The following is a 23,253-nucleotide window of genomic DNA, read 5'->3' as shown; positions in this document are numbered from 1 at the left end:
GGAGCCCGTTAAATGGCCCGGGCGCTTTCTTTTGACCAAAATTGGCCTTTATTTCGCGGTCACCGACAGGTCATGGTTCTGACCTAGGGTCAGGACAGCGGAGGCTCATAATCTTGACGTTTCACTTCCCAGTAAAAGCCCATGTGCTTGTGGCCGGCGCCGCAGCCCTGGCAATCGGGGTGGCCACGCCAGCCCTGGTCAATGCGGCGATGTTCAGCCTGCCACCGGCCAATGTCGGCTTGGTACGGAGCGACGCGGGCGATGACCGCGTTCTGGTCGCCCAGGCGACGGACGCGGCCCAGCTGATGGTGCGCATCCAGCAGCTCGAAGAGCAGAATCGCCTGCTCAACGGGCAGATCGAAGGCCTGACCTTCCAGATCACCCAGCTGCAGGAAATCGTCAACCGCATGCAGGAAGACAATGAGTTCCGCTTCCAGGCACTGGAAGGCGGTGCTGCGGGAAAAAGTGATGCGGCAACCCAAGCGGGCGGCGTGACGCAGCCCGAGGCGTTGCCGCAGAACCCGGCCAGCACGAACGCGGACAGCACAGTGCCGCTGACAGATATTCCTGAGCAGGGCGTCAAACCCCTGCCGGGCGAAGTCGAAATCGACCCGACCTTTGGCGGGACCACTGATGTGCCGATGGATTCGGTTGGGGCATCGGCCGATCCGCTGGTGGGTACAGGCGCGGCTGGCGGCGTAGACCTGGTGACAGGGCAGCCACTGAACCTCAACTATGATCCCACGCAGGTGAAAACCGACAATGCCGATGCCGACGCGCAGTTTGCGGCCGGTGTCGAGGCGATCAAGTCGGGTGACTATGCCTTTGCCGAGGACCAGTTCAGCCAGTTCCTGTCGCTTTACCCGGACAATGAGCAGGCCACCGAGGCCTCGAACCTGCTGGGCGATGCCCTGATGCAGCGTGGCGCCTATAGCGAGGCGGCCGACGTGCTGCTCAATGGCTTCCAGAAGGCGCCGCAGAGCCCCAGGGCGCCCGATCTGCTGCTCAAGCTGGGCATGTCGCTGTCGGGTGCCGGCGAACGCGAGACGGCCTGCCGCACGCTGGCGGAGATCGACAAGCGTTTCACCACGCTGAGCACCGAGTTCGCGACGCGGCTCGCCGCGGAGAAGGCTCGCGCCGAATGCCCGCCCGCCTAGGCCCGGACCTGCAGTCTGCGGCCGAACTCGATCGCCTGTTCGCCGGTATTGCCGGCGAAGAGCGGGTTGGCCTTGCCGTGTCTGGCGGGGCCGACAGCCTGGCGCTGCTGCTGCTGGCCGAGCGCTGGACGCGCGGGCGGCAGGGCATGCCGCAGCTCAAGGTCTATTCGGTCGACCATGGCCTGCGACCGGAGGCCGCTGATGAGGTGGCCATGGTGCTTGCTGTGGCGCAGTCGCTAGGCATTGCGGCCCAGGGGTTGGTCTGGAGCGGCGAGAAACCTCTGACAGGGGTGCAGGAAGCAGCGCGGCAGGCGCGCTATGGGCTGATGGCCGACGCGATGGCTGCCGATGGCATCAGGGTGTTGCTGACGGCGCATCATCGGGATGACCAGGCCGAGACCGTGCTGATGCGCCTGGCGCATGGCAGTGGCGTCGATGGGCTCAAGGGCATGGCGCGCTTTGTGGCCATGGCGGGAATGACCATCCATCGGCCTCTCCTTGACATCGAATCATCCGCCCTGCGGGCACAGGTGAGCGCCGCAGGGCTGGTGCCGGCGGCGGACCCCTCCAATGACGATGCCCATTATGAGCGCGTGCGCTGGCGCCAGGCGATGCCGGAGCTGGCGCGGCTTGGGCTGGACGCTGCGACCCTTGCGCAGTTTGCCGAGCGGATGGGCGAGGTGGACGCGGCGCTGGTGCAGATGTCGGACGCCTGTTTTGCCGAGCTCGTGACCCTGGACGGATTTGGCAGCGCGCGCATCGCGCTGGCGCCGTTCATCGGTCTGGGCGCGGCGGTGTCGACGCGTATCCTGGGGCGGGTGCTGAACATCGTTGGCGGTCGACAGCGGCCGCGGGCGCTGGGGCAGGTGGAACGGCTGCGCCAGGCCATTGTCACGCAGTCGCTGCCGCGCTCGACAACAGGGCTGGGTTGCGTGGTGCGCCTCAAAGATGACGCGATCCTGGTGGCCCGGGAGCCCGGCCGGAGCCAGCCGGCCGATGCTGTGCTGCTGCCAGAGGGCGAGTTGGTGTGGGACCAGCGGTTCCGCATCATCAACAGATCGTCAGAGGGTGACTTCACAGCCAGTGTTGCCGACTATCTGCCGCGGCATCGGCTGGAGGATATTCTGGGCTGCAAGGTGACCGCGCCGGCAGAGGCGCTGCGCACCGCGCCCATCGTGCGCGACGCGGCAGGCGGCGTGCTCTCACTGGGCGGCTGGTCGTTTGACGAGCGCATTGACGTGCATCTGCTAGTCGACTGAACCGCCTCCGGGCGGCTTGCCAGCCAAGAGGGCATTAACGGTGCGCCGTGATAGGACTGGACGGGGGGAACAAAGGGACGCAGGTGTGGCCCTTGTAACGCCCCAATGCCGGACATACATTCGGCAAACGCGCCGCGCCGACCTGCGCAGCCTTCTCCGGGACAGGATTGATGAACGGAAACTTCCGCAACTTCGCCATCTGGCTAGTCATACTCTTTATGCTGATGGGGCTGTTCCAGGTCTTCCAGTCATCGACACGCTCTGTTTCGGTTGCTGACAAGAGCTACAGCCAGTTCGTGACAGACGTCGAGAACGGCCGTGTGCAGGCCGTGACCATTACCGATAATGTGGTTTCGGGGCAGCTGAGCGACGGGACGCGGTTCGAGACCGTGCTGCCGGCGGGCGCCGACATCATTTCGCGCCTGGAAAGCAAGAATGTCTCGATCACGGCGCAGTCGCCTGAATCGAGCCCGTTCTGGACCATTCTGCTGTCGTCCTGGCTGCCGTTCATCGTCATCATTGGCGTGTGGTTCTTCTTCATTCGCCAGATGCAGGGTGGTGGCAAGGGTGGCGCGATGGGCTTTGGCAAGTCGCGCGCCAAGCTGCTCACGGAAACCCATGGCAAGGTGACGTTCGAGGACGTGGCCGGCGTGGACGAGGCCAAGCAGGACCTTGAGGAGATCGTGGAGTTCCTGCGCGACCCCGGCAAGTTCCAGCGCCTGGGTGGCCGTATTCCGCGCGGCGTGCTGCTGGTTGGCCCTCCGGGCACCGGCAAGACGCTGCTGGCCCGTTCCGTGGCCGGCGAAGCCAATGTGCCGTTCTTCACCATCTCCGGTTCTGACTTTGTGGAAATGTTCGTCGGCGTGGGCGCCAGCCGCGTCCGCGACATGTTCGAGCAGGCCAAGAAGAACGCGCCCTGCATCATCTTCATCGACGAAATCGACGCGGTCGGTCGCCAGCGTGGCGCCGGTCTGGGCGGTGGCAATGACGAGCGCGAACAGACGCTCAACCAGTTGCTCGTCGAGATGGACGGCTTTGAAGCCAATGAAGGCATTATCCTGATCGCGGCGACCAACCGTCCCGACGTGCTCGATCCCGCCCTGCTGCGCCCCGGTCGTTTCGACCGCCAGGTGGTTGTGCCCAATCCGGACGTGTCTGGCCGCGAGAAGGTGCTCAAGGTGCACGTGCGCAAGGTGCCGCTGGCGCCCGATGTGGACCTCAAGGTGCTGGCCCGCGGTACGCCGGGTTTCTCGGGCGCTGACCTGATGAACCTGGTCAACGAGGCGGCCCTGATGGCGGCACGGCGCAACAAGCGCTTTGTCACCCATGCCGAATTCGAAGACGCCAAGGACAAGATCATGATGGGCGCCGAGCGCCGCACCATGGCCATGTCCGAGGACGAAAAGAAGCTGACGGCCTATCACGAAGCCGGTCACGCCATCATTGCCCTCAAGGTTGCCGGGATCGATCCGATCCACAAGGCCACCATCATCCCGCGCGGTCGTGCGCTGGGCATGGTGATGACCCTGCCCGAGAGCGACAGCTATTCGTTCTCACGGGAAAAGGCGCTGGCACGGCTGACCATGCTGTTTGGCGGTCGTGAAGCCGAGATCATCAAGTTCGGCCCTGAGAAGGTGACGAGCGGCGCTTCGGGCGACATCCAGATGGCGACGAGTCTGGCCCGCTCGATGGTGATGGAATGGGGCATGAGCGAAAAGCTCGGTCGCGTCCGCTACAAGAGCAACGACCAGGAAGTGTTCTTGGGCCATTCGGTGACGCAGTCGACCAATATGAGCGATGATACGGCCCGTATCATCGACCAGGAAGTGCGCAAGCTGATCGAGGATGGCGAGGCTTCGGCCAAGCACATCCTGACCACCTACCACGACCAGTGGGAGGCGATTGCCCAGGCGCTGCTCGAATATGAGACGCTGACGGGCGACGAACTGCGCGCGCTGATGGAAGGCCAGCAGCCGGTGCGCCCTGACGACAGCGGCCCGTCCAACAAGGCGAGCGGCGTGCCCTCGGCCGGCAAGTCCGGCAAGAAGCGCCCCGACGCGCCGCCGGAAGGCGGGCTGGAACCCCAGCCGGGCAATTAAGGCTGCTTGCAAGGATACACAGGGCCGCCGCGAGGCGGCCCTTTTGCATGGCGGCATTTTCGGCTATGCCGCCAATCAGATCAAAATTCTGGGGCCTGCGTCCAGCGCGGCGCAGGAGGAGGACAGGCAATGGTTCGCAAGTATTTCGGCACTGATGGCATTCGCGGCATGGCCAATGGTCCCAAGCTGACGCCGGAACTGGCGCTCAAGGTCGGCATGGCCGCCGGGCAGAAGTTTGTGCGCGGCGACCACCGCAATCGCGTGGTGATCGGCAAGGATACGCGCCGCTCCGGATATATGATCGAACAGGCGCTGACGGCCGGCTTCACCGCCGTGGGCATGGATGTCTATCTGCTGGGCCCGATGCCGACCCCGGCCGTGGCCATGCTGACGCGCTCGCTGCGCGCGGACCTGGGCGTGATGATCTCAGCCTCGCACAATCCCTTCGAGGACAATGGCATCAAGCTGTTCCGTCCCGATGGCTACAAGCTCAGCGACGAGATCGAGCTCGAAATCGAGCGGCTGATCGACAGCGACATGTCCAAGTCGCTGGCGCATGGGCGTGACATCGGCCGGGCGCATCGCGATGAGGAAGCGCGCACCCGCTATATCGAATATGCCAAGCGCACGCTGCCGCGCGGCACCGACCTGGCCGGGCTGCGCGTGGTGCTCGATTGCGCCAATGGCGCAGCCTATAAGGTCGCCCCGATCGCGCTGTGGGAACTGGGCGCGGAGGTCTTCACCATCGGCGACAAGCCCGATGGCTTCAACATCAACGACAAAGTCGGTTCGACCGCGCCCGAGGCCGTTGCCGCCAAGGTGCGCGAGATGCGCGCGGACGTGGGCATTGCCCTTGATGGCGACGCGGATCGCGTCATCATCATCGACGAGAAGGGCAATGTGGTCGATGGCGACCAGTTCATGGCCGTGATTGCTGAGAGCTGGCTGCGCCGGGAAATGCTGGTGGGTGGCGGGATCGTTGCCACCGTCATGTCCAACCTGGGCCTCGAACGCTATCTGGCCACACTGGGCCTGACGCTGGAGCGCACCCAGGTGGGCGACCGCTATGTGCTCGAGGCGATGCGCGCCAAGGGCTTCAATGTGGGCGGCGAACAATCCGGCCATATCATCCTGTCGGACTTCACCACCACGGGCGACGGGCTGGTGGCGGCGCTGCAACTGCTGGCCGTGTTGCAGCAGGACCAGCGCCCGGTCTCGGAAATCTGCGCGCGCTTTGCCAAGGTGCCGCAACTGCTGCGCAGCGTGAAGTTCAAGTCCGGCAAGCCGCTGGAGCACAAGCAGGTGATTGCCGCCATCGCCGATGGCCAGGCCATGCTGGGCAGCGGGGGCCGGCTGGTGGTGCGCGCCTCGGGCACCGAGCCCGTGATTCGCGTTATGGGCGAGGCGGACAATGAGGACCTTGTGGCCACCGTTGTGAGCCAGATCGAGGCCGCCATCCGCGAAATCGCGCCAGGCATCTGATTCAGAAGATTTATTAGCCGCTCCCAGCAGGATGAAGTGGCGCGACTGTGAAACCGACGTGGTTAAGGTGTTAGGTTAAGTACGCCTTAAGGAAGTTGTTGGATATTGGCTGCAATCGATAGATGTCGAGGCAACCAAAGGACGTTTTCACATGCGCAAGCTTATCGCTGCGATCATGGTGGCAGGAGCCGCCCTCGTCGGTGGTCAGGCGATTGCCGCCGACTTGCCCTATTACCCACCCGTGATCGAAATTCCTGACGTCGACTACGGCGTGCAGGGTTCGTTCTACCTGCGCGGCAGCGCCGGCGCCAATGCCCTGTGGGCCAAGGAAGCCATCGCCAATGAATGTCTCGCCTGTGGCGGCGTTCCGGTGAAGACGGCGTTCCCATTCACCGCAATGGGCTATGGCTATAGCGTGGGTGCCGGTGTCGGCTACGAAACCGGCACGGGCCTGCGTTTTGACGCTACGGTCGACTATGTCGGCAATGAAGGCCTCAAGGTCACCAAGAGCGCTGCCTATGGCAACCGCGCCGGTGACTACACGGTCAAGCTGCGCTCCACCATTGCCCTGGCCAACGTCTATTATGATTTCTCCTTCGGGGGCGATCAGGGTTATGGCGCTGCCGGCGGCGCATTCGGCTATGTCGGCGTCGGTGCCGGCGCGGCCTTCAACAATATCGATGTGACCACGCCTCCTGGCGTTGTGGTTCCCTCGGGCAGCAACACCGCCTTTGCGGCCGCCGGCATGGTCGGCGCTGGCTATGACTTCGGTTCGGTTGTCGCCGACCTGGGCTATCGCGGCGTCTACATCAGCCAGCTTTCCAACAGCGCTGCCGCGGCTGACCTGGTCACGTCCGACCACAACTGGCTGCATGAAGTGCGCGGCACCGTCCGCTACCGCTTCAACTAAACGGCCCGGTCAGTCTGACCGGCTAGCAGGCACTATCAAGCCGGCGCTCCCCAAGGGCGCCGGCTTTTGTTTGTCTACGCGCTGGACAGGGCCTGTCCGCCATGCACAGCTTTGCCAAAAGGGAGATGGACATGAATATCCTGGTGATCGGCGCCGCCGGCATGGTGGGACGCAAGCTGGTGGCGGCGCTGCTGGCGGCCGGCCAGGTGGGCGGCAAGGCGATCTCGGCGCTGACTCTGGCCGATGTGGTCGCGCCTGCCGCGCCCGGCGGGACTCTGCCGCACACGCTGGTGGCGGCCGATCTGTCGCAACCCGGTGTTGCCGAGGGCCTCATTGCGGCCCGGCCGGACCTGATCTTTCATCTGGCCGCTATTGTGTCGGGCGAAGCCGAAGCCGATTTCGAGAAGGGCTATCGCATCAATCTGGACGGTACGCGCCTGCTGCTGGAGGCAATCCGGCACGAAAGCCAGAACGCGCCCTATCGCCCGCGCCTGGTGTTTACCTCCTCGATTGCGGTGTTCGGCGAGCCGCTGCCGAGCGTGATCAGCGACAGCCATGAGCATACCCCGCTCACCAGCTATGGCACGCAAAAGGCCATCTGTGAGCTGCTGCTGGCCGACTACTCGCGCCGCGGCTTTGTCGATGGGGTTGGCATTCGCTTACCCACGATTGCCGTGCGGCCTGGGCTGCCGAACAAGGCGGCGTCAGGCTTCTTCTCGGGCATTATCCGCGAGCCTCTGGCGGGGCAGGAGGCTCTGCTGCCAGTGGATGAGAGCGTGCGGCACTGGTTTGCCAGCCCGCGTTCGGCGGTGGGCTTCCTGCTGCATGCCGCAGCGCTGGATACGGGCCTGCTTGGCGCGCAGCGCAACCTGTCCATGCCCGGCCTTGCCGCCACTGTGGGCGAGGAGATCGCCGCCCTGGGGCGCGTCGCCGGGCCCAAGGCGGTTGGCCTGATCCGGCGGGTGCCCGATCCGGTGATCGCTGGAATCGTCGCCGGCTGGCCACAGGCCTTTGAGGCCAAGCGGGCTCGGGCACTGGGCTTTGTCGGCGAAACCAGCTTTGACGAGATCATCCGCATCCATATCGAGGACGAGCTGGCTGTTGTTTCCAAGTAGGTTTCTCAGTTGTCCCATTGTGTGAGGCTGGCAATCCTCGCGGGGGCTGCGTCTTGCGCATCGGTCCAGGGGCCAATGGTTGCCGTTCAGTGCGAGGCGTCTAGATGTCGTCGCCAGCGACGCGAGAGGGGGTTGCGTCGGCGTGGTACCGTCCTTGCGCTGTGCGTGCTGCCTGCCTTCACGAGCAGGCAAGCGGTTGGTGGCGGTGGACGCAAGGGCGGCAAAGAGCGGTGTCTGATTGCGATAGGCGCCACGCTCCCCCTGATGCCTTGCTGTCGCCCCATGGGCATGATCAAGCCCGAGGTCATAGGCCATGCCGGCGCTTGTCTGGCGGGGCCGGGCGATCGGAACGCGCCATTGCCGGTGCGACCGTGATGCCGAACAGATAGTCTCAGATGCGATCTCAAAGGCTGCGACCATGACAAGAACCGAAAAGGGCAAAGGCGAACGCTCTGACCGGCTTAATCTCCTCTCGGTTGGATTTGTTCTGGCGCTATGCGTGCCAGTGTCGGCAGCGGATGCATGCGCAACACCGATAGGCAATCGCGATCGCGCTGAAATCAATCGCCTGAACTTCGATCCGGTCGCGCCATTGCAGACCCGGATTGCCGCGCCTACGTCCGAGGTTGTGGCAGCGTTCTCGCAGATGGCCGGCAAAGAGGCTACGCCGCATCAGCCAGACACCGGACAATTGCAGCGGTTGACGCAGGCGCTCGCGTCCCTCCCGCCTTTGCACCGACAGATGCTTGAACATCATCTGAGACATCTCAGTTTCATCGACACCGACGGGCGCGGCACCGGGCTGACAGCTGCGGTGGGCGACGGCGACTATCCCGTCTTCGACATCACCCTTCGCGCTGGCATCCTGGACGAGAGCCTGTCGGACTTCCTGACGGCAAAGGAGCGCCAATTGTTCCTGGAGGACGGGTCCGGTACCACGGTGTCGGTCAATGCCCCGGGCGATGCACTGCGCTATGTCTTGCTGCATGAGGCGTCCCATGTGGTGGATCATGTGCTCGGATTGTCGAGCGAGCTGGCGCCCGAATTGGCTCGCGGCATTTGGATGGACCGACGGGACCTGAGCGCGCCCTGGAGCGAACAGGCTATTGCCGGGACAGCCTATAGGGGCGGCGAGCCCATGCCGGCCCGGCAGGCTGTGGCCCTCTATGAGGCGCTGTCCCACACGCCTTTTCCCTCGCTCTATGCCACTGCCGCAGCGCCCGAGGACTTTGCTGAACTGGTGGCGTGGCGGGAGTTGTCTCTGGCGTCACCCCCAAGCGCGCTGGAGTTCGTTGTTCAGGACGGCCAAGGCCATCAGCTCTATTCCGTCAAGCCGCTGCAAAGCGGCGCGGTCCGCCAGCGAATGGAGGCTCTCGGCGATCTCCTGGCGCGCTGTGCCAAGATGATCGACTTGCCCAGCTGATGCCAGGTCGGGGGCATTGAATGCAGAGGAGGCGGTGGATTTGGCGACCGTCTCAACCGTTCCCTGGCTCTTGTGCCGTGCTGAGTGCGCGCGCCAGGCTTACAAAGGCGCGCAGGGCCGCCGATGCGTTGCGGCGGCCTGGATAGTAGATGCACAGGCCTGGGTACGATGGTGTCCAATCTTCAAGGACACGGATCAGGCGCGCTGCCGCCAGGTCCTCCCGGATGCTGTGTTCCATGAAAAAGCCCAGCCCGAATCCTTCCAGGACCGCCGTGCGCGCGAGATGGGCCTCATCGAGCGTGATGCGGCCCGTGACGTCGATCTGGGCCGACTGTCCGGCCTTGTCGAACTGCCATTTGAAGAGGGCACCATTGGGCAGCCGAACCCGGATGCAATCGTGCTGGAGCAGGTCAGGCGGCACCATCGGCCTGGGACGTTGCTTGAAGTAGTCTGGCGATCCGGCGACGGCGAAGCGTCTTGGGCTGCCCAGCGATATGGCGATCATGTCGCTGGGCACCAGGTCGGCCACGCGCACACCGATATCGAAGCCATCCGCAACAATGTCGACCAGTCGGCCCTCGGTCACCAGGTCGATATGCACCTTGGGATAGCGCCGCAGATATTCCAGAATCAGTGGCGACAGGATCTCGCGCGCCGCTTCGGCAAAGGCGTTGATGCGCAGGGTGCCTGAGGGGACATCCTGGCGCGACCGCACCGCGTCCATTGCGCCGTTGATGCTGTCGAGCGCCGGCGCGACAGTCTCGACGAACTGCCGTCCCGCATCGCTGAGGGAAACACTGCGCGTGGTGCGATTGAACAGGCGAACACCCAGGTTGGCCTCGAGCTTGCCAATGGCGCTGCTGAGCGCGGTGGCGGACATCCCCAGGTCGAGCGCCGCTGCGCGGAACGACGCGCGGCGACTGATGGCGATCACGGCTTCGAGGTCACTGAGCCCGGGTCGATACATTGTCCCGTTTTCCTTCATTCATCATGCCTTTTTATCCCGCTTATCGACATGGATGTCCAGGCGCATATTCAGCGGGCAAACACGCACACTGGAGAAACAACATGGATCTGCCGCTACCGATTGAGACTTTTTTCGAGGCCGACAAGAACCTGGACGGTGCCGCGCCCGTCAGCGCCTTTGCCACCAATGCGACTGTGATGGACGAGGGGCAGACCCATGTCGGGCGCATTGCGATCGCCGACTGGTGGCGCGCAGCCAAGCGGAAATATCGCCATACCGCCGCGCCTTTGGACATGCGCCAGAGCAATGGCCTTATTGAGGTGCGGGCCATGGTGACCGGCGATTTTCCGGGGAGCCCCGCGCCGCTGACCTTCGTCTTCGCTCTGGCTGACGGCTACATTGTCAGCCTGAAAATCGGCGCCTGAGCCCGGTTCGCACCGGCTGGACAGGACGCATTGGCCTGGCTCGCCAGAGCCCGCGCGGGCAGGGCCGTCACCAAAGATATTTATCGCGATAATTATTGTTGACAGGCTCGGCGTGGCGAGCTACCCATATATATGTCGCGATAAACATTACGACGAAACATAATGGCAAGGCATGGCCTTGCGCAGCAGGAGTAGAGAAATGACCACACCAGTTCGCAATGTCGTCCTTGTCCACGGCGCCTTCGCCGATGGCTCGGGCTGGCGCAACGTCTATAACGACCTGACCGCGCGCGGCTATGCCGTCACGATCGTGCAGAACCCGCTGACCTCCCTGGCCGACGACGTGGCCGCCACGACCCGGGCGCTCAATCGCCAGAATGGCCCGGCCATTCTGGTCGGTCATTCCTGGGGCGGGACGGTCATCACCGAGGCGGGCAATCACCCCAATGTCGCCGGGCTGGTCTATGTGGCGGCTCTGGTGCCGGACGCAGGCCAGACCACCAGCGAACAATATGCCGGCTTTGCGCCGACCCCCGATTTCGTCATCGATATTGCCGAGGACGGTTTCGGCGCTCTCAACCCCGATACGTTCAAGATCGGCTTTGCTGCCGATCTAAGCGATGAAGACGCTGCCTTCCTGCGGGATGCGCAGGTGCCGATCAACATGTCCGCTTTCGGCACCACGGTGACCACTGCGGCCTGGCGCTCCAAGCCGAGCTGGGCGGTGATCGCGACGGAAGACAATGCCTTCGACCAGGCGATGCTGTTCCACATGGCCGAACGGGCCGGTGCTGAGATCACCACGGTCCCGGGCAGCCATGCCGTCTATGTCTCCCAGGCCAAGACGGTGGCAGATACTATCGACACCGCCGCCAGGAACGCCCTGCGCAACCGCGCCTAGCCGCGGTGGCCTGAAGGCCAAGCCTATCCCACCACACTTCGCAAGCATCCCGCGACGGCGTTGATGACCACACGGTCAGGCGCCGAGCCTAAACCCATGCCCTCGAAAGGAAGAAAGTCATGAATACCACTGCCAAAATCCTCGTCGCCGCAGCCGCATTGATTGCCGGAGCCTCCGCCGCCTCGCTGGCGCGGGCCGCCGAACTGATCCCCCAGGATCAGGCTGTCCGCAACATCGTCCTCGTGCACGGTGCATTCGCCGATGGTTCGGGGTGGCGCGCGGTTTACGAAGACCTCAGTGCCCGCGGCTACTCGGTCACGATCGTGCAGAACCCGCTGACCTCGCTCGCCGACGACGTGGCCGCCACGACCCGGGCCCTGGATCGCCAGGACGGTCCAGCCATTCTGGTCGGCCACTCCTGGGGTGGCACGGTCATTACCGAGGCTGGCATCCATGACAAGGTTGCGGGTCTGGTCTATGTCGCAGCCTTGGTGCCGGACGCGGGCGAGACCTCGAGCCAGCAGTATGACGGCTTTGCTGCAACGCCCAATTTCGTCATTGACGTTGAGGACGATGGCTTTGGCTATCTCAATGCTGAAAAGTTCAAGATCGGCTTTGCCGACGATTTGAGCGACGCAGAGGCGGCCCTGCTGCGGGATTCGCAGGTGCCCATCAACATGTCGGTTTTTGGCACGCCGCTGACCCATGCGGCCTGGCGCTCCAAGCCCAGCTGGGCAGTGATCGCGACCGAGGACAATGCCTTCGACCAGGCCATGCTGCTGCACATGGCGGAACGCGCCGGGGCAGAGATCACCACGGTGCCCGGCAGCCACGCTGTCTATATTTCCCAGGCAGAGACGGTGGCTGACACCATTGATACAGCAGCTCGGAACGCCGGAAGCACTGTCTCGCAGTGACCCTATCGCTGGTCAACCACCCCAGCGTGACGATGGGCGGGCATAGTCCGCCCATCTCTATTGGTGGATAGCCGCATTGGCTGGCGCTAGGCTGCGCCAGGCGCCTGCTGGGTCAGCGCCGCGCGCAGACGGCGAATATCGTCATTGATGCGGTCGAGCGCGCCGATATCCCATCCGGACGCCGAGACAAGGCGGTCGGTGACGCGATGGGCCTGGGCACGCAGGGCCTTGCCCTGATCGGTCAGGGTGATGATGACGCGTCGCTCGCTCTGCGGATCGCGCTGCCGCTTTACAAGGCCAGCCTGTTCGAGACGCTGCAACAGGGGCGTCAGCGTGCTCGATTCGAGCGAGAGCGTGTCGGCGATCGCCCCAACGCTCATGCCATCCTGAGACCACAGCGTGATCATCACCAGATATTGCGGATAAGTCAGCCCCAGCTCGTCGAGGACGGGCTTGTAGGTGCGCTGCACCGCCATATTGGCCGTGTAGATGGCAAAGCAGAGATGGGCACCAAGGGTCGGCGGCAGAGTTTCGGACATGATGTAACCTTTCGCTGAAATATACCGCAATAATAGTTTGCCTGGCAATAGTTCTGCCGGCACTCAGCCATCTGCATGTGGAGCCCGCCGGCCCATTATCCCGATCCATCCATCAGTTCATGCCGGTCTGTCCCTCTTATCGCGGCAAGGCCGGTGCCTCATATGGGGCGGACCAGATCACGCCGCCGGTTCCTGCTGCCGCGGTCCACCCAATGCTGACGGAGACTTCGCTGATGGCCGACTTTCTCAACCTGACCGATAAGCGTGTCCTGATCACCTCGGGTACGCGCGGCGCTGGCGCCGCCACGGTGGCCCTGTTCCAGGAACAGGGCGCGCGCGTGCTGACAACCGCCCGGACAAAGCCCGAGGCCATGGCCGAGGATCTGTTCGTGGCCGCCGATCTGACCACTGAGGCCGGGTGCCAGACTGTCGCCGATGCCGTTGGGCAGCGCCTCGGTGGCCTTGATGTGCTCATCAATGTGCTGGGCGGCTCATCGGCCCCGGCCGGCGGCTTTGCCGCACTCAATGACGCAGAATGGCGCCGGGAGTTTGATCTCAACCTGTTTCCCGCCATCCGGCTCGACCGCGCCCTCATTCCCGCCATGATCGCGCAAGGCAGCGGGGTGGTCATTCATGTGACCTCGATCCAGAACCGCTTGCCCTTGCCCGAAGCCACAACGGCCTATGCAGCCGCCAAGGCGGCCTTGTCGACCTACAGCAAGAGCCTGTCCAAGGAGGTGTCGCCCAAGGGCGTTCGCGTGGTTCGGGTGTCGCCGGGCTGGATTGCGAGCAAGGACTCGAACGAACTTGTCGAGAGGGTCGCGCACGAAGCCGGCACTGACTATGCCGGTGGGGTCCAGATCATCATGGATTCGCTGGGCGGCATTCCCCTCGGTCGTCCTGCCGAACCCGAGGAGGTCGCCAATCTGATCGCGTTTCTCGCTTCAGATCGTGCGGCCGCGATCACGGGTGCAGAATATGTTGTCGATGGCGGAACGATCCCGACTGCCTAGGACCGAAAAATCTGGAGGCAGAGAAACTTAGCGCTCCGGTTTGCCTTAAAGCAGCCGGCGTTATGGCTCACCATCACAATCAGCAATCAAGGTAGAACAGCATGCTCAAACATCTTGCCGTCGTGTCATTCATTCTCATTTCGTCCGGTCCAGCTTGGGCAGCATCCGACGATGCTTGGGCCGAGTTCGCATCAGAAGTCGAAAAAAGCTGCCTGGCGGCGACCAGCGACATCCTAAAGGACGGCGAGGCGATCGTTGATCCCTTCGGCAGCGAAAGCTATGGACTGGCAATCGTGTCAGGCGAGGCCGCTCCTGGCGCCCAGCGCAGCATAATTTGCGTCTTCGACAAGCAGAGCAAGGCAGTCGAGATCGGTGGCGAACTCGACATGCATGCAACGACTGCCCAGCAGTGAGCGGCGCGGGGCGGCAGACCCGCACTCCGAATGCGTCGTGCCGCACGTGATCGAAGCGACATCTGCGCCGCCGTCTGACGCCGAATTGCCACGGCGGCGGCCATCTCCAGTCTCACTCTGCATTGTCTCTATACAGAGACAATGCATCTCTGCCGTGCGGCTTCCTGCGTGGCTCGATGTCGCTTAGCGATGCTCAAGGCCCGGTCGCCGGCCGGGCGCCGGATCACAAAGCCGCCAAGGACACCATGACGCACAAACCAAAGATCGCCCTTATCATCGGCTCGACACGTCAGTCGCGCTGGGCCGACACCCCTGCCCAGTGGATGCTGGGCAAGATGCAGCAACGCACCGACTTCGACGTGGAACTGGTCGACCTGCGCGACTATGACCTGCCGCTGTTTGATGAAGTCGCCTCCAACCTGTGGGTGCCTTCGCAGGACCCGCGGGCTATCCGCTGGCAGGAAAAGGTCAGCAGCTACGACGGCTACGTGTTTGTCGTCGCCGAATACAACCGCTCGATCACCGGTGCGCTCAAGAACGCGCTCGATCAGGACTATGTGGGCTGGAACAAGAAGCCCATGGCGATGATCGCCTATGGCACCCTGGGCGGCGCCCGCGCGGCCGAGCATCTGCGTCTGATCGCGGTGGAGTTGCAGATGGTGCCGGTGCGCTCGGCCGTTCACATCGGCGGCTCCGAATTTTACCGCGTCATTCCAAACAACCCCAATATGGAATCGATGGCGGCGCTGGATCCCATCCTCGCCAATTCGGTGAAGGATACCCTGGACCAGCTCTCCTGGTATGCCCACGCGCTCAAGGCGGCGCGGGACGTCGATGCCAAGCGCCTTGCCTGAGGCCCTGAGCAATAGGGCGCTCTGACGAGCGCCCAGCCCGTCGCGCATAAACCTGCAACGCCTTGCGCGTTGCAGGTTTTTGTCCGTGTGAGATGATCAATCCTCCGACCGGACCCAAGGGCAAACCGTCATATGCTGGATCTTAATGACCTCTACCTCTTCCACACCGTGGCCTTGCACAAGGGGTTCAGCGCTGCCGAACGCGCCAGCGGTATTCCCAAGGCGACCTTGAGCAAGCGCGTTATCCAGCTTGAGGACCAGCTTGGCGTCCGTCTGCTTGAACGCACGACGCGAAGCTTGCGCCTCACACAGGTGGGCAGCGACGTTTACGAGCAGGTTGAGGCCATGTTGGTCAGCGCCGAGGCCGCTGCCGATGCCGCGGCACAGGCGCAGGCCGAGCCAAATGGCGTGGTGCGGGTGGCCTGTCCGCAGGGGCTGATCCAGGACCTTCTCATCGATCTTCTGCCTGTTTTCCTCAATCGCTACCCCAAGGTGCGGGTGCAGATGAAGGTGATCAATCGACGCGCTGATTTGGTGGAGGATGGCGTTGACGTGGCCCTGCGCGCCCGGGCCAGGCTCGATAGCGACCCCAACCTGATCATGCGCAGGTTTGGCGAGACGCGCAGCTTTCTGGTGGCAAGTCCAAACCTGCTGACACAGTTGCCGGCGCCGCCAACGATCGACACCCTGGCTGGCCTACCAACCCTGACCCAGCACGAGGAGCGGGGTGAAGTCATCTGGCAGCTTGTCGGCCCCGATGCCGAGGAGCGATCAATCACCCATCGCCCCCGGCTGATGTGCACCAGTTTTGACGTTCTGCGCGCCAGTGCAATAGCCGGCGCAGGCATCACCATGCTGCCCGACTTTGTCGTGGCATCCGCATTGGAGTCCGGCGCGCTGGTGCATGTTCTGCCGGCGTGGCAATCGCAGCCGAGCACGCTGCATGCGATCTTCTCATCAAGGCGGGGGCTGGTGCCGGCCGTCCGTGTCTGGCTGGATTTTCTGGCCGCCGAGATACCCCGGAAGATCCCCGTAGCGCCTGATCGCAGCTGACGCCGCCGCGCCCCGCCGCGCAGATCGATTGTCTCGTTTCAAAGACAGTACTGCGCAGCCAGTGCCGCTAGTCCGGCAATCCGGGGAGCGCCTATTTTCGAACCATGCCTGGATGCCTGGCGATCCTCCGCCGGCGGGGCGATGCGTCGCGGTCCCGGACCGGACCTGGAGAGAAAATGAGCAATCGACTTAAGGGAAAGACCGCGTTGGTGACGGGCGGCGCGCTTGGCATGGGTGCGGCTACGGCGCGGCGTTTCGTGGCCGAGGGCGCCAAGGTCGTCATCGCGGATATCAGGCGGGTTGAGGCAGACGCGCTTGCCGCCGAACTCGGCAGCCATGCCATGGCCGTGTCGCTGGACGTGCGCGCACCCGAGCAATGGGCGCAGGTGGTTCGGGTGTCAGAAGATGCGTTCGGCTCGCTCGACATCCTGGTCAACAATGCCGGAATTGCCGATCCCGCTCCATTGCAGAACTGGGACACACAGCGCCTGCAACGCATCCTGGATGTGAATCTGATTGGCGTCTTCAACGGCATTCAGGCTGTCGTTCCGGCCATGAAGCGCGCGGGTGGTGGTTCGATCATCAATATAGGGTCGGTGGGGGCACTGCAGGGCGTGCCGATGATGTCGGGCTATGTGGTTGCCAAATGGGGTGCGCGTGGCCTGACCAAGACTGCGGCGCTGGAACTGGGCGCCGCCAATATCCGGGTCAATGCGGTTCATCCCGGCCAGACCCAGACGCCGATGACGGCCGATGTCACCTTCGACACCAGTGCCGTTGCCTTGGGGCGGGTCGGGCAACCTGAGGATATCGCGGATGCCGTGTTGTTCTTTGCGTCTGACGACGCGCGGTTCATCACGGGCGCCGAGCTGGCCGTCGATGGCGGCCAGAGCGCTGGCATTGCCAACTACGACGGACTGCCGAAGATCGAGCGCGGTTGAGGAGGTTTCCGGCATGCCCTGTGGACCTCGCGCTCAGGCGATGCCGAACCGGTCCCGGTAGGCGTTGGGGCCAATGCCGGTGATGCGCTGGAACACTTTGCGAAAGGCGGCCGGGTCGGAATAGCCGACTTGCCAGGCGATCTGCTCAACCGGTTGCCTGGTGGCCTCCAGCTGCTGGCGGGCCAGGGCAATCCGGACCTGCTGGGCATATTCGGTTGGCCGCAGGCTGGTGGCCTTCTTGAACCGGCGCAAAAATGTCCTTTGCTCAAGGCCGCTGACGGCCAGCAGCTCTGCCAGATCATGGGCCTGCGCCCCGGTGGCATGCAGATGATGCTGTGCGCGCAGCACGGCATCATCGCCGTGATCAAAACGCGGGTTGAACTGGGCGAAGGCGCTTTGCGCCCGCCCAGGTGGATCGATCAGCAGAAACCGGGCTGTCGCCAGCATGGTGGCTGGCCCCATCAGCTTGCCCACCAGCGTCAGGCCCAGATCAGCCCAGGCAAGGATACCCCCCGCTGTCATCAGGTCCCCATCGTCGATCACCATGCGCTCCACCGCGACCTCCACTTCGGGAAACCGATCCGCCAAGGCATTGGCAAAGGCCCAGTGGGTGGTGGCGCGCCGCCCATTCATCAGGCCAGTTTCGGCCACCACGAAGGCGCCAGCGCAGATTGAGCAGATCGTGGCGCCGGCGCGATGCTGGTCCAGGAGCCATGACGATGGACGCTGCATCGAGGCCATCTTGTCGGGCATGATGATGCTGGGCGGCGCGATGATATGCGACAGCTGACGCGGCAACCCAGGATGGCTATCCCAGATGCAGTCGATGGCCTCGCTCGCCTCGCCGCTCCAATGGGTCACGCGGATGGCCGGTTTCAGCCCGCCATCGAGGGGCGCGGCCCAATCGCCGGCGATGCGGAATAGGTCGGTCAGGCCATAGACTGCCGCGAGCTGTGCGCCAGGATAGATCAGCAATCCGATTTCCGCGACAATTCTGGTGTTCCCGCTCATTTGTCCGTTTTGCCTCGATCAATGTCACTTTCGCCAAGCGCATGGTGCCGTGTTCGCTGCCATTGTGTCCACATCAAAGGGGCGGCGACGGGTTGCCCCAGAAGCGAAGGGACAAAAGACATGAGCACGATCACCACCAGCGACGGCACCTCGATCTACTACAAGGACCTCGGCCCCAAGGACGCACAGCCCATCGTGTTCCACCATGGCTGGCCCCTGAGTTCAGACGACTGGGACAACCAGATGCTGTTCTTCCGCCTCAAGGGCTACCGGGTCATTGCCCATGATCGCCGCGGCCATGGCCGCTCGGACCAGACCGATACTGGCAATGAGATGGACACCTATGCCGCCGACGTTGCCGAACTGGCCCGGGCGCTCGACCTGCGCAATGCCGTCCATATCGGGCATTCGACGGGCGGCGGCGAAGTGGCCCGCTACGCGGCGCGTGCCGAGCCCGGGCGTGTGGCCAAGGCCGTGCTGATCGGCGCCGTGCCGCCCATCATGCTGCAGACCGAGGCCAATCCCGATGGGCTGCCCATGGCGGTGTTCGACGGCTTCCGTGCAGCCTTGCTGGCGAACCGGGCGCAATTCTTCCGCGATGTTCCCGCCGGCCCCTTCTATGGTTTCAACCGTGCCGGAGCCGCTGTCAGCCAGGGGCTGATCGACAACTGGTGGCGCCAGGGCATGATGGGCGGCGCCAAGGCCCATTACGACTGCATCACTGCCTTCTCGGAGACCGATTTCACCGAGGACCTCAAGGCGCTCGATATTCCCGTGCTGCTGCTGCACGGTGAGGACGACCAGGTGGTGCCGATCGCCAACTCCGCGCACAAGGCGATCAAGCTGCTGCGCAACGGCACGCTCAAGACTTATGCGGGTCTCTCGCATGGCTTGTTTGCGACGCATCCCGACCTGATAAACGCCGATCTGCTGCGCTTCGTTCAATCTTGAGCTGGCCGATCCGGCATGATCGCAACGGCAGGCCCGACCAGTGTGTCGGGCCTCAGTGCCGTCTCGGCGCCTGCCGTCGTCGAACGGCGGCGGGGCGATTGGATCGCTGCGTATCCGGCAAGCCGCCCTTTGGCTAGGCGGCGTTAACCGGAAGACAGGTGACTACATTGATTTACAAGGATTTTAGCTTCTCGCTATGGCCGAAGAGCAATTTCATGTGGCCGTCATCAGCCCTGCGACAAAAGAGTGATTGACGGCGCTCGGGCTCGGGCGTAATTGCAGCCTCAGGACATCTCGCCCTAACGCGAGACGCATAGACCTGGGAGGGTCGCTGAAGATGGCTGATATGCCCCTGACCGCGCCGACGGCTAAACCGGCAAATCCAAATTTCTCGTCGGGCCCCTGTGCCAAGCGTCCCGGGTGGACGGTTGAAGCGCTGGCCAATGCGCTGGTCGGTCGTTCGCACCGCAGTAAGCCGGGCAAGGCCCGCATCCAGCGCGCCATCGACCTGACGCGCGAACTGCTTGAAGTCCCCGCTGACTATCGCATCGGCATTGTGCCGGCATCGGACACCGGTGCCGTGGAAATGGCGATGTGGGGCATGCTGGGTGCCCGTGGCGTTGACATGCTGGCCTGGGAAAGCTTTGGCGAAGGCTGGGTCACCGATGTGACCAAGCAGCTCAAGCTGGACGATGTGCGCATCCTCAAGGCGTCCTATGGCGAGATCCCGGACCTCGCGCAGGTCGATTTCGAGCGCGACGTGGTGTTCACTTGGAATGGCACGACCTCGGGTGTGCGGGTGGCCAATGCCGACTGGATCGCGGCTGACCGCAAGGGGCTGACCATCTGTGACGCGACCTCGGCGGCCTTTGCGCAGAAGCTCGATTTTGCCAAGCTCGATGTGGTGACCTTCTCCTGGCAGAAGGCGCTGGGTGGCGAAGGCGCGCATGGCGTGCTGATCCTGTCGCCGCGCGCCGTGGAACGGCTCGAGAGCTTCAAGCCCGACCGCCCGCTGCCCAAGATTTTCCGCCTGACCAAGGGCGGCAAGCTGCTCGAGGAAGTGTTCGAGGCCGCCACGATCAATACGCCCTCGATGCTGTGCATCGAAGACGCGATCGATGCGATGGAATGGGGCAAGACCGTGGGTGGCCTCAAGGCCATGCAGGCGCGGGCCGATGCCAATTTCAAGGTGCTGGCCGATTGGGTCGCCAAGACCGATTGGGTCGCCTTCCTCGCCAAGACCGAAGCCAACCGCTCCAACACCTCGGTGTGCCTGTCGATCGTCGATCCGGCGATCACGGCGCTGGACGATGCTGCTCAGGCAGCTTTTGCCAAGGCGATCGTGGCGCGGCTCGACAAGGCCGGCGTGGCCTATGACATCGGCGCCTACAAGGACGCTCCGTCGGGTCTGCGCATCTGGGCCGGCTGCACGGTAGAAGCCTCCGATCTGGCGGCTCTGGTGCCCTGGCTCGACTTTGCCTTCGCCGCGGAAAAGGCTGCCCTGAACAAGGCAGCCGCTTAACGACTCCACCCCCTCCCAACCTCCCCCATCATGGGGGAGGTGCTGATCGAGTATGTTGCACTCTTTGCGACCGCAAACTCGGAGCGAAACCTCCCCTCGATGGGGGAGGTAGGAGGGGGTGAGTTCCCCCAAACTCGATTTATCAGGAGGGCGCCATGCCCAAGGTTCTCGTTTCCGACAAGCTCAGCCCCACCGCCGTTCAGATCTTCAAGGACAATGGCGTGGAGGTCGACTATCTGCCCGATCTGGGCAAGGACAAGGAAAAGCTGCTCGAAGTGATCGGCCAGTATGATGGCCTGGCCATCCGCTCGGCCTCCAAGATCACCGAAAAGATCATTGCTGCCGCCAACAATCTCAAGGTCATCGGTCGCGCCGGCATTGGCGTGGACAATGTCGACATTCCGGCTGCGACCAAGAAGGGCATCATCGTGATGAATACGCCCTTCGGCAATTCCATCACGACGGCCGAGCATGCCATTGCCATGATGTTCGCTCTGGCCCGCCAGCTGCCGGAGGCCGATGCCTCGACCCGCGCCAGCAAGTGGGAAAAGAACCGCTTCATGGGCGTCGAAGTGACCAACAAGACGCTGGGCCTGATCGGGGCGGGCAATATCGGCTCGATCGTTGCCGACCGCGCCCTCGGGCTCAAGATGAAGGTCATCGCATTCGACCCCTTCCTGACGCCGGAACGGGCGCAGACGCTGGGCGTGGAAAAGGTTGAGCTGGACGATCTGCTGGCGCGCGCCGATTTCATCACGCTGCACACGCCGCTGATCGAAGCGACGCGCAATATCATTGACTCCAAGGCGCTGGCCAAGACCAAGAAGGGCGTGCGGATCATCAACTGTGCGCGTGGCGGGTTGATCGACGAGGCAGCGCTCTATGAGGCGCTCAAGTCCGGTCATGTTGCTGGCGCGGCGCTGGATGTGTTCCTGCAGGAGCCGGCCGAGAACAATCCGCTGTTCGAGCTGCCCAATGTCATCTGCACCCCGCATCTGGGTGCGGCGACCACCGAAGCGCAGGAGAACGTGGCGCTGCAGGTGGCCGAGCAGATTTCGGCCTATCTGATGAGCGGCGAGATCACCAATGCGCTGAACTTCCCGTCGATCTCGGCGGAAGAAGCGCCGATCCTGACCCCCTGGGTCAAGCTTGCGGAGAACCTGGGCCTGTTTGCCGGCCAGCTGACGGAAACGGCGATCAAGGGCATCAAGATCGAGTTCGAAGGCAATGTCGCCGAGCTCAACACCAAGCCGATGATCGCGGCCGCCATCAATGGCGTGCTCAAGCCGTCGCTGGGTGACATCAACATGGTGTCGGCGCCGCAGATCGCCAAGGATCGCGGCATTACCGTGGAGACCACCAATCGTGACCGCCAGGGCGCCTATGAGGGCTATATCCGCCTGACGGTGACCACCGAGCGGCAGGAACGCGGCGTCGCCGGGACGCTGTTTGCCAATGGCAAGTCGCGCATCATCCAGGTCAAGACCATCAATATGGAAGCCGAGCTGACGCCGTCGATGCTCTATGTGACCAATGAGGACAAGCCAGGCCATATCGGCCGGCTGGGCACGCTCTTGGGCAAGCTGGGCATCAATATCGCCAACTTCAACCTCGGCCGTGCTGATGTCGGCGGCGATGCCATCGCGCTGGTCTCGATCGACGGCACGCTGACCGAGGCCCAGCTGGCCGAGATCGCATCGCTGGAAGGCGTCAAGCAGGCCAAGTCGCTGCGGTTCTAAGAACCCGCTGGCAAACGCCCGATAGCGGCTACGAACCGCTATCGGGCATCGTCCCAGACATATCGTGGTGGGCCAAGCTGGTCTTTGAGATCGACGGCCAGCTGGCGGGCTATGGCGAGCGCTTCATCAGGGTCGATGATCCTGCCTTCCTCGCAGTCGTAAACCACGCCCTGCGTGGCACGGGCGTAGCTGGCCGCCGTTGCAAAGGCCACGATCAATTCCCGAAAATCGCCGCCCCAGGTGAAGCTGAGGGCGCGATGCCACCTTCGATCGAATGCCGGGCCATCCTGCTCAAACCATGCAATTGTCTCGGCGCTGTCTGCGTGATCGACCTCCACGCCACTGCCGGCGCCGTCCAGTCGCATTGGCAGAAAACCATGCAGGTCCTCGAAGGCAGCGTGCTCGTAAAGTTTGATGTCGAAACCGTCTGCATAGATGGCTTGTTGCCATTCGGCCATCGAGGCCACGGTCCGATCGGAGAAGACATAGAGTTCCATTGACATCAGCGTTCCCTCCGTTGCTGGTTCAATAGAACATAAAGTGAACATAACCTTTGTCAGTT

The 23,253-nt window shown here is 63.4% G+C and carries 22 protein-coding genes; 18 read left to right on the top strand and 4 right to left on the bottom strand.

What is annotated here, in order from left to right; genetic code table 11:
* Positions 1 to 113: 113 nt before the first annotated feature.
* The 7 genes from E8M79_RS17175 to E8M79_RS17145 all read left to right on the top strand — a co-directional run bounded on the left by E8M79_RS17175 (position 114) and on the right by E8M79_RS17145 (position 9,445).
* A complete protein-coding gene (locus E8M79_RS17175; RefSeq protein ID WP_137153065.1) occupies positions 114 to 1,157 on the top strand; it encodes a tetratricopeptide repeat protein in 1,044 nt (347 codons plus the stop codon).
* Positions 1,142 to 2,416 (top strand): tRNA lysidine(34) synthetase TilS, encoded by a 1,275-nt coding sequence (gene tilS, locus E8M79_RS17170; protein WP_137153064.1) that lies wholly within the window; start codon positions 1,142 to 1,144, stop codon positions 2,414 to 2,416. Before E8M79_RS17175 ends, tilS begins: the two co-directional genes overlap by 16 nt.
* A 170-nt stretch (positions 2,417 to 2,586) precedes the next feature.
* Positions 2,587 to 4,515 (top strand): ATP-dependent zinc metalloprotease FtsH, encoded by a 1,929-nt coding sequence (gene ftsH / locus E8M79_RS17165; protein WP_137153063.1) that lies wholly within the window; start codon positions 2,587 to 2,589, stop codon positions 4,513 to 4,515.
* A 129-nt stretch (positions 4,516 to 4,644) separates the two neighbouring features.
* Complete coding sequence (gene glmM / locus E8M79_RS17160; RefSeq protein WP_137153062.1) at positions 4,645 to 5,997, top strand: phosphoglucosamine mutase; 1,353 nt, start codon at positions 4,645 to 4,647, stop codon at positions 5,995 to 5,997.
* Positions 5,998 to 6,148: 151 nt separating this feature from the next.
* On the top strand, positions 6,149 to 6,907 hold the full coding sequence (locus tag E8M79_RS17155) for a hypothetical protein (RefSeq protein ID WP_137153061.1): 759 nt from the start codon (positions 6,149 to 6,151) through the stop codon (positions 6,905 to 6,907).
* Positions 6,908 to 7,038: 131 nt separating this feature from the next.
* Positions 7,039 to 8,022 (top strand): D-erythronate dehydrogenase, encoded by a 984-nt coding sequence (denD, locus tag E8M79_RS17150; protein WP_137153060.1) that lies wholly within the window; start codon positions 7,039 to 7,041, stop codon positions 8,020 to 8,022.
* A 418-nt stretch (positions 8,023 to 8,440) separates the two neighbouring features.
* Positions 8,441 to 9,445, top strand: coding sequence for a hypothetical protein (locus tag E8M79_RS17145; RefSeq protein ID WP_137153059.1), 1,005 nt, complete (start codon positions 8,441 to 8,443; stop codon positions 9,443 to 9,445).
* Between the two features lie 52 nt (positions 9,446 to 9,497).
* On the opposite strand, the gene E8M79_RS17140 is transcribed toward E8M79_RS17145, so the two are convergent.
* Positions 9,498 to 10,412, bottom strand: a complete 915-nt coding sequence (locus E8M79_RS17140) for a LysR family transcriptional regulator (RefSeq protein ID WP_137153058.1) — start codon at positions 10,410 to 10,412, stop codon at positions 9,498 to 9,500.
* Positions 10,413 to 10,513: 101 nt separating this feature from the next.
* Here E8M79_RS17140 and E8M79_RS17135 point away from each other — a divergent pair, with 101 nt between their 5' ends.
* The 3 genes from E8M79_RS17135 (at position 10,514) to E8M79_RS17125 (ending at position 12,655) form a co-directional block, all read left to right on the top strand.
* A complete protein-coding gene (locus E8M79_RS17135; RefSeq protein ID WP_137153057.1) occupies positions 10,514 to 10,837 on the top strand; it encodes a nuclear transport factor 2 family protein in 324 nt (107 codons plus the stop codon).
* A gap of 199 nt (positions 10,838 to 11,036) precedes the next feature.
* On the top strand, positions 11,037 to 11,738 hold the full coding sequence (locus E8M79_RS17130) for an alpha/beta hydrolase (protein WP_137153056.1): 702 nt from the start codon (positions 11,037 to 11,039) through the stop codon (positions 11,736 to 11,738).
* Positions 11,739 to 11,857: 119 nt separating this feature from the next.
* On the top strand, positions 11,858 to 12,655 hold the full coding sequence (locus tag E8M79_RS17125; protein WP_137153055.1) for an alpha/beta hydrolase: 798 nt from the start codon (positions 11,858 to 11,860) through the stop codon (positions 12,653 to 12,655).
* 86 nt (positions 12,656 to 12,741) lie between these two features.
* Here the strand turns inward: E8M79_RS17125 and E8M79_RS17120 are convergent, their stop codons facing one another.
* Positions 12,742 to 13,194, bottom strand: coding sequence for a MarR family transcriptional regulator (locus tag E8M79_RS17120; protein ID WP_137153054.1), 453 nt, complete (start codon positions 13,192 to 13,194; stop codon positions 12,742 to 12,744).
* A 233-nt stretch (positions 13,195 to 13,427) separates the two neighbouring features.
* Between E8M79_RS17120 and E8M79_RS17115 the strand changes: the two genes are divergently transcribed.
* The 5 genes from E8M79_RS17115 to E8M79_RS17095 all read left to right on the top strand — a co-directional run bounded on the left by E8M79_RS17115 (position 13,428) and on the right by E8M79_RS17095 (position 17,468).
* Entirely contained in the window at positions 13,428 to 14,207 is a 780-nt protein-coding gene (locus tag E8M79_RS17115; RefSeq protein ID WP_137153053.1) for an SDR family oxidoreductase, read from the top strand.
* A 101-nt stretch (positions 14,208 to 14,308) separates the two neighbouring features.
* A complete protein-coding gene (locus E8M79_RS17110; RefSeq protein ID WP_137153052.1) occupies positions 14,309 to 14,620 on the top strand; it encodes a hypothetical protein in 312 nt (103 codons plus the stop codon).
* Between the two features lie 245 nt (positions 14,621 to 14,865).
* A complete protein-coding gene (locus tag E8M79_RS17105) occupies positions 14,866 to 15,474 on the top strand; it encodes an NAD(P)H-dependent oxidoreductase (RefSeq protein WP_137153051.1) in 609 nt (202 codons plus the stop codon).
* A gap of 132 nt (positions 15,475 to 15,606) precedes the next feature.
* Positions 15,607 to 16,527 (top strand): LysR family transcriptional regulator, encoded by a 921-nt coding sequence (locus E8M79_RS17100; RefSeq protein ID WP_137153050.1) that lies wholly within the window; start codon positions 15,607 to 15,609, stop codon positions 16,525 to 16,527.
* 176 nt (positions 16,528 to 16,703) lie between these two features.
* Positions 16,704 to 17,468, top strand: coding sequence for a glucose 1-dehydrogenase (locus E8M79_RS17095; protein WP_137153049.1), 765 nt, complete (start codon positions 16,704 to 16,706; stop codon positions 17,466 to 17,468).
* Between the two features lie 33 nt (positions 17,469 to 17,501).
* Here E8M79_RS17095 and E8M79_RS17090 read toward each other — a convergent pair whose 3' ends face one another.
* Positions 17,502 to 18,443: a GlxA family transcriptional regulator gene (locus E8M79_RS17090; protein WP_248305024.1), complete on the bottom strand. Its 942-nt coding sequence runs from the start codon at positions 18,441 to 18,443 to the stop codon at positions 17,502 to 17,504.
* Positions 18,444 to 18,599: 156 nt separating this feature from the next.
* Between E8M79_RS17090 and E8M79_RS17085 the strand changes: the two genes are divergently transcribed.
* The 3 genes from E8M79_RS17085 to serA all read left to right on the top strand — a co-directional run bounded on the left by E8M79_RS17085 (position 18,600) and on the right by serA (position 22,691).
* Positions 18,600 to 19,430, top strand: coding sequence for an alpha/beta hydrolase (locus E8M79_RS17085; protein WP_137153047.1), 831 nt, complete (start codon positions 18,600 to 18,602; stop codon positions 19,428 to 19,430).
* A 346-nt stretch (positions 19,431 to 19,776) separates the two neighbouring features.
* Complete coding sequence (locus tag E8M79_RS17080) at positions 19,777 to 20,952, top strand: phosphoserine transaminase (protein ID WP_137153431.1); 1,176 nt, start codon at positions 19,777 to 19,779, stop codon at positions 20,950 to 20,952.
* A 155-nt stretch (positions 20,953 to 21,107) separates the two neighbouring features.
* Entirely contained in the window at positions 21,108 to 22,691 is a 1,584-nt protein-coding gene (gene serA / locus E8M79_RS17075; protein ID WP_137153046.1) for a phosphoglycerate dehydrogenase, read from the top strand.
* A gap of 38 nt (positions 22,692 to 22,729) precedes the next feature.
* On the opposite strand, the gene E8M79_RS17070 is transcribed toward serA, so the two are convergent.
* The gene (locus E8M79_RS17070; protein WP_137153045.1) at positions 22,730 to 23,188 is read right to left on the bottom strand and encodes a hypothetical protein; all 459 of its coding nucleotides are present in this window, start codon (positions 23,186 to 23,188) and stop codon (positions 22,730 to 22,732) included.
* Between the last annotated feature and the right edge of the window lie 65 nt (positions 23,189 to 23,253).

The sequence above is a fragment of the Devosia sp. FKR38 genome (assembly GCF_005222805.1).
Taxonomy (GTDB): domain Bacteria; phylum Pseudomonadota; class Alphaproteobacteria; order Rhizobiales; family Devosiaceae; genus Devosia.
Note: the sequence above shows the minus strand (reverse complement) of the source record. Positions and strands in the feature narration are given on the sequence as shown.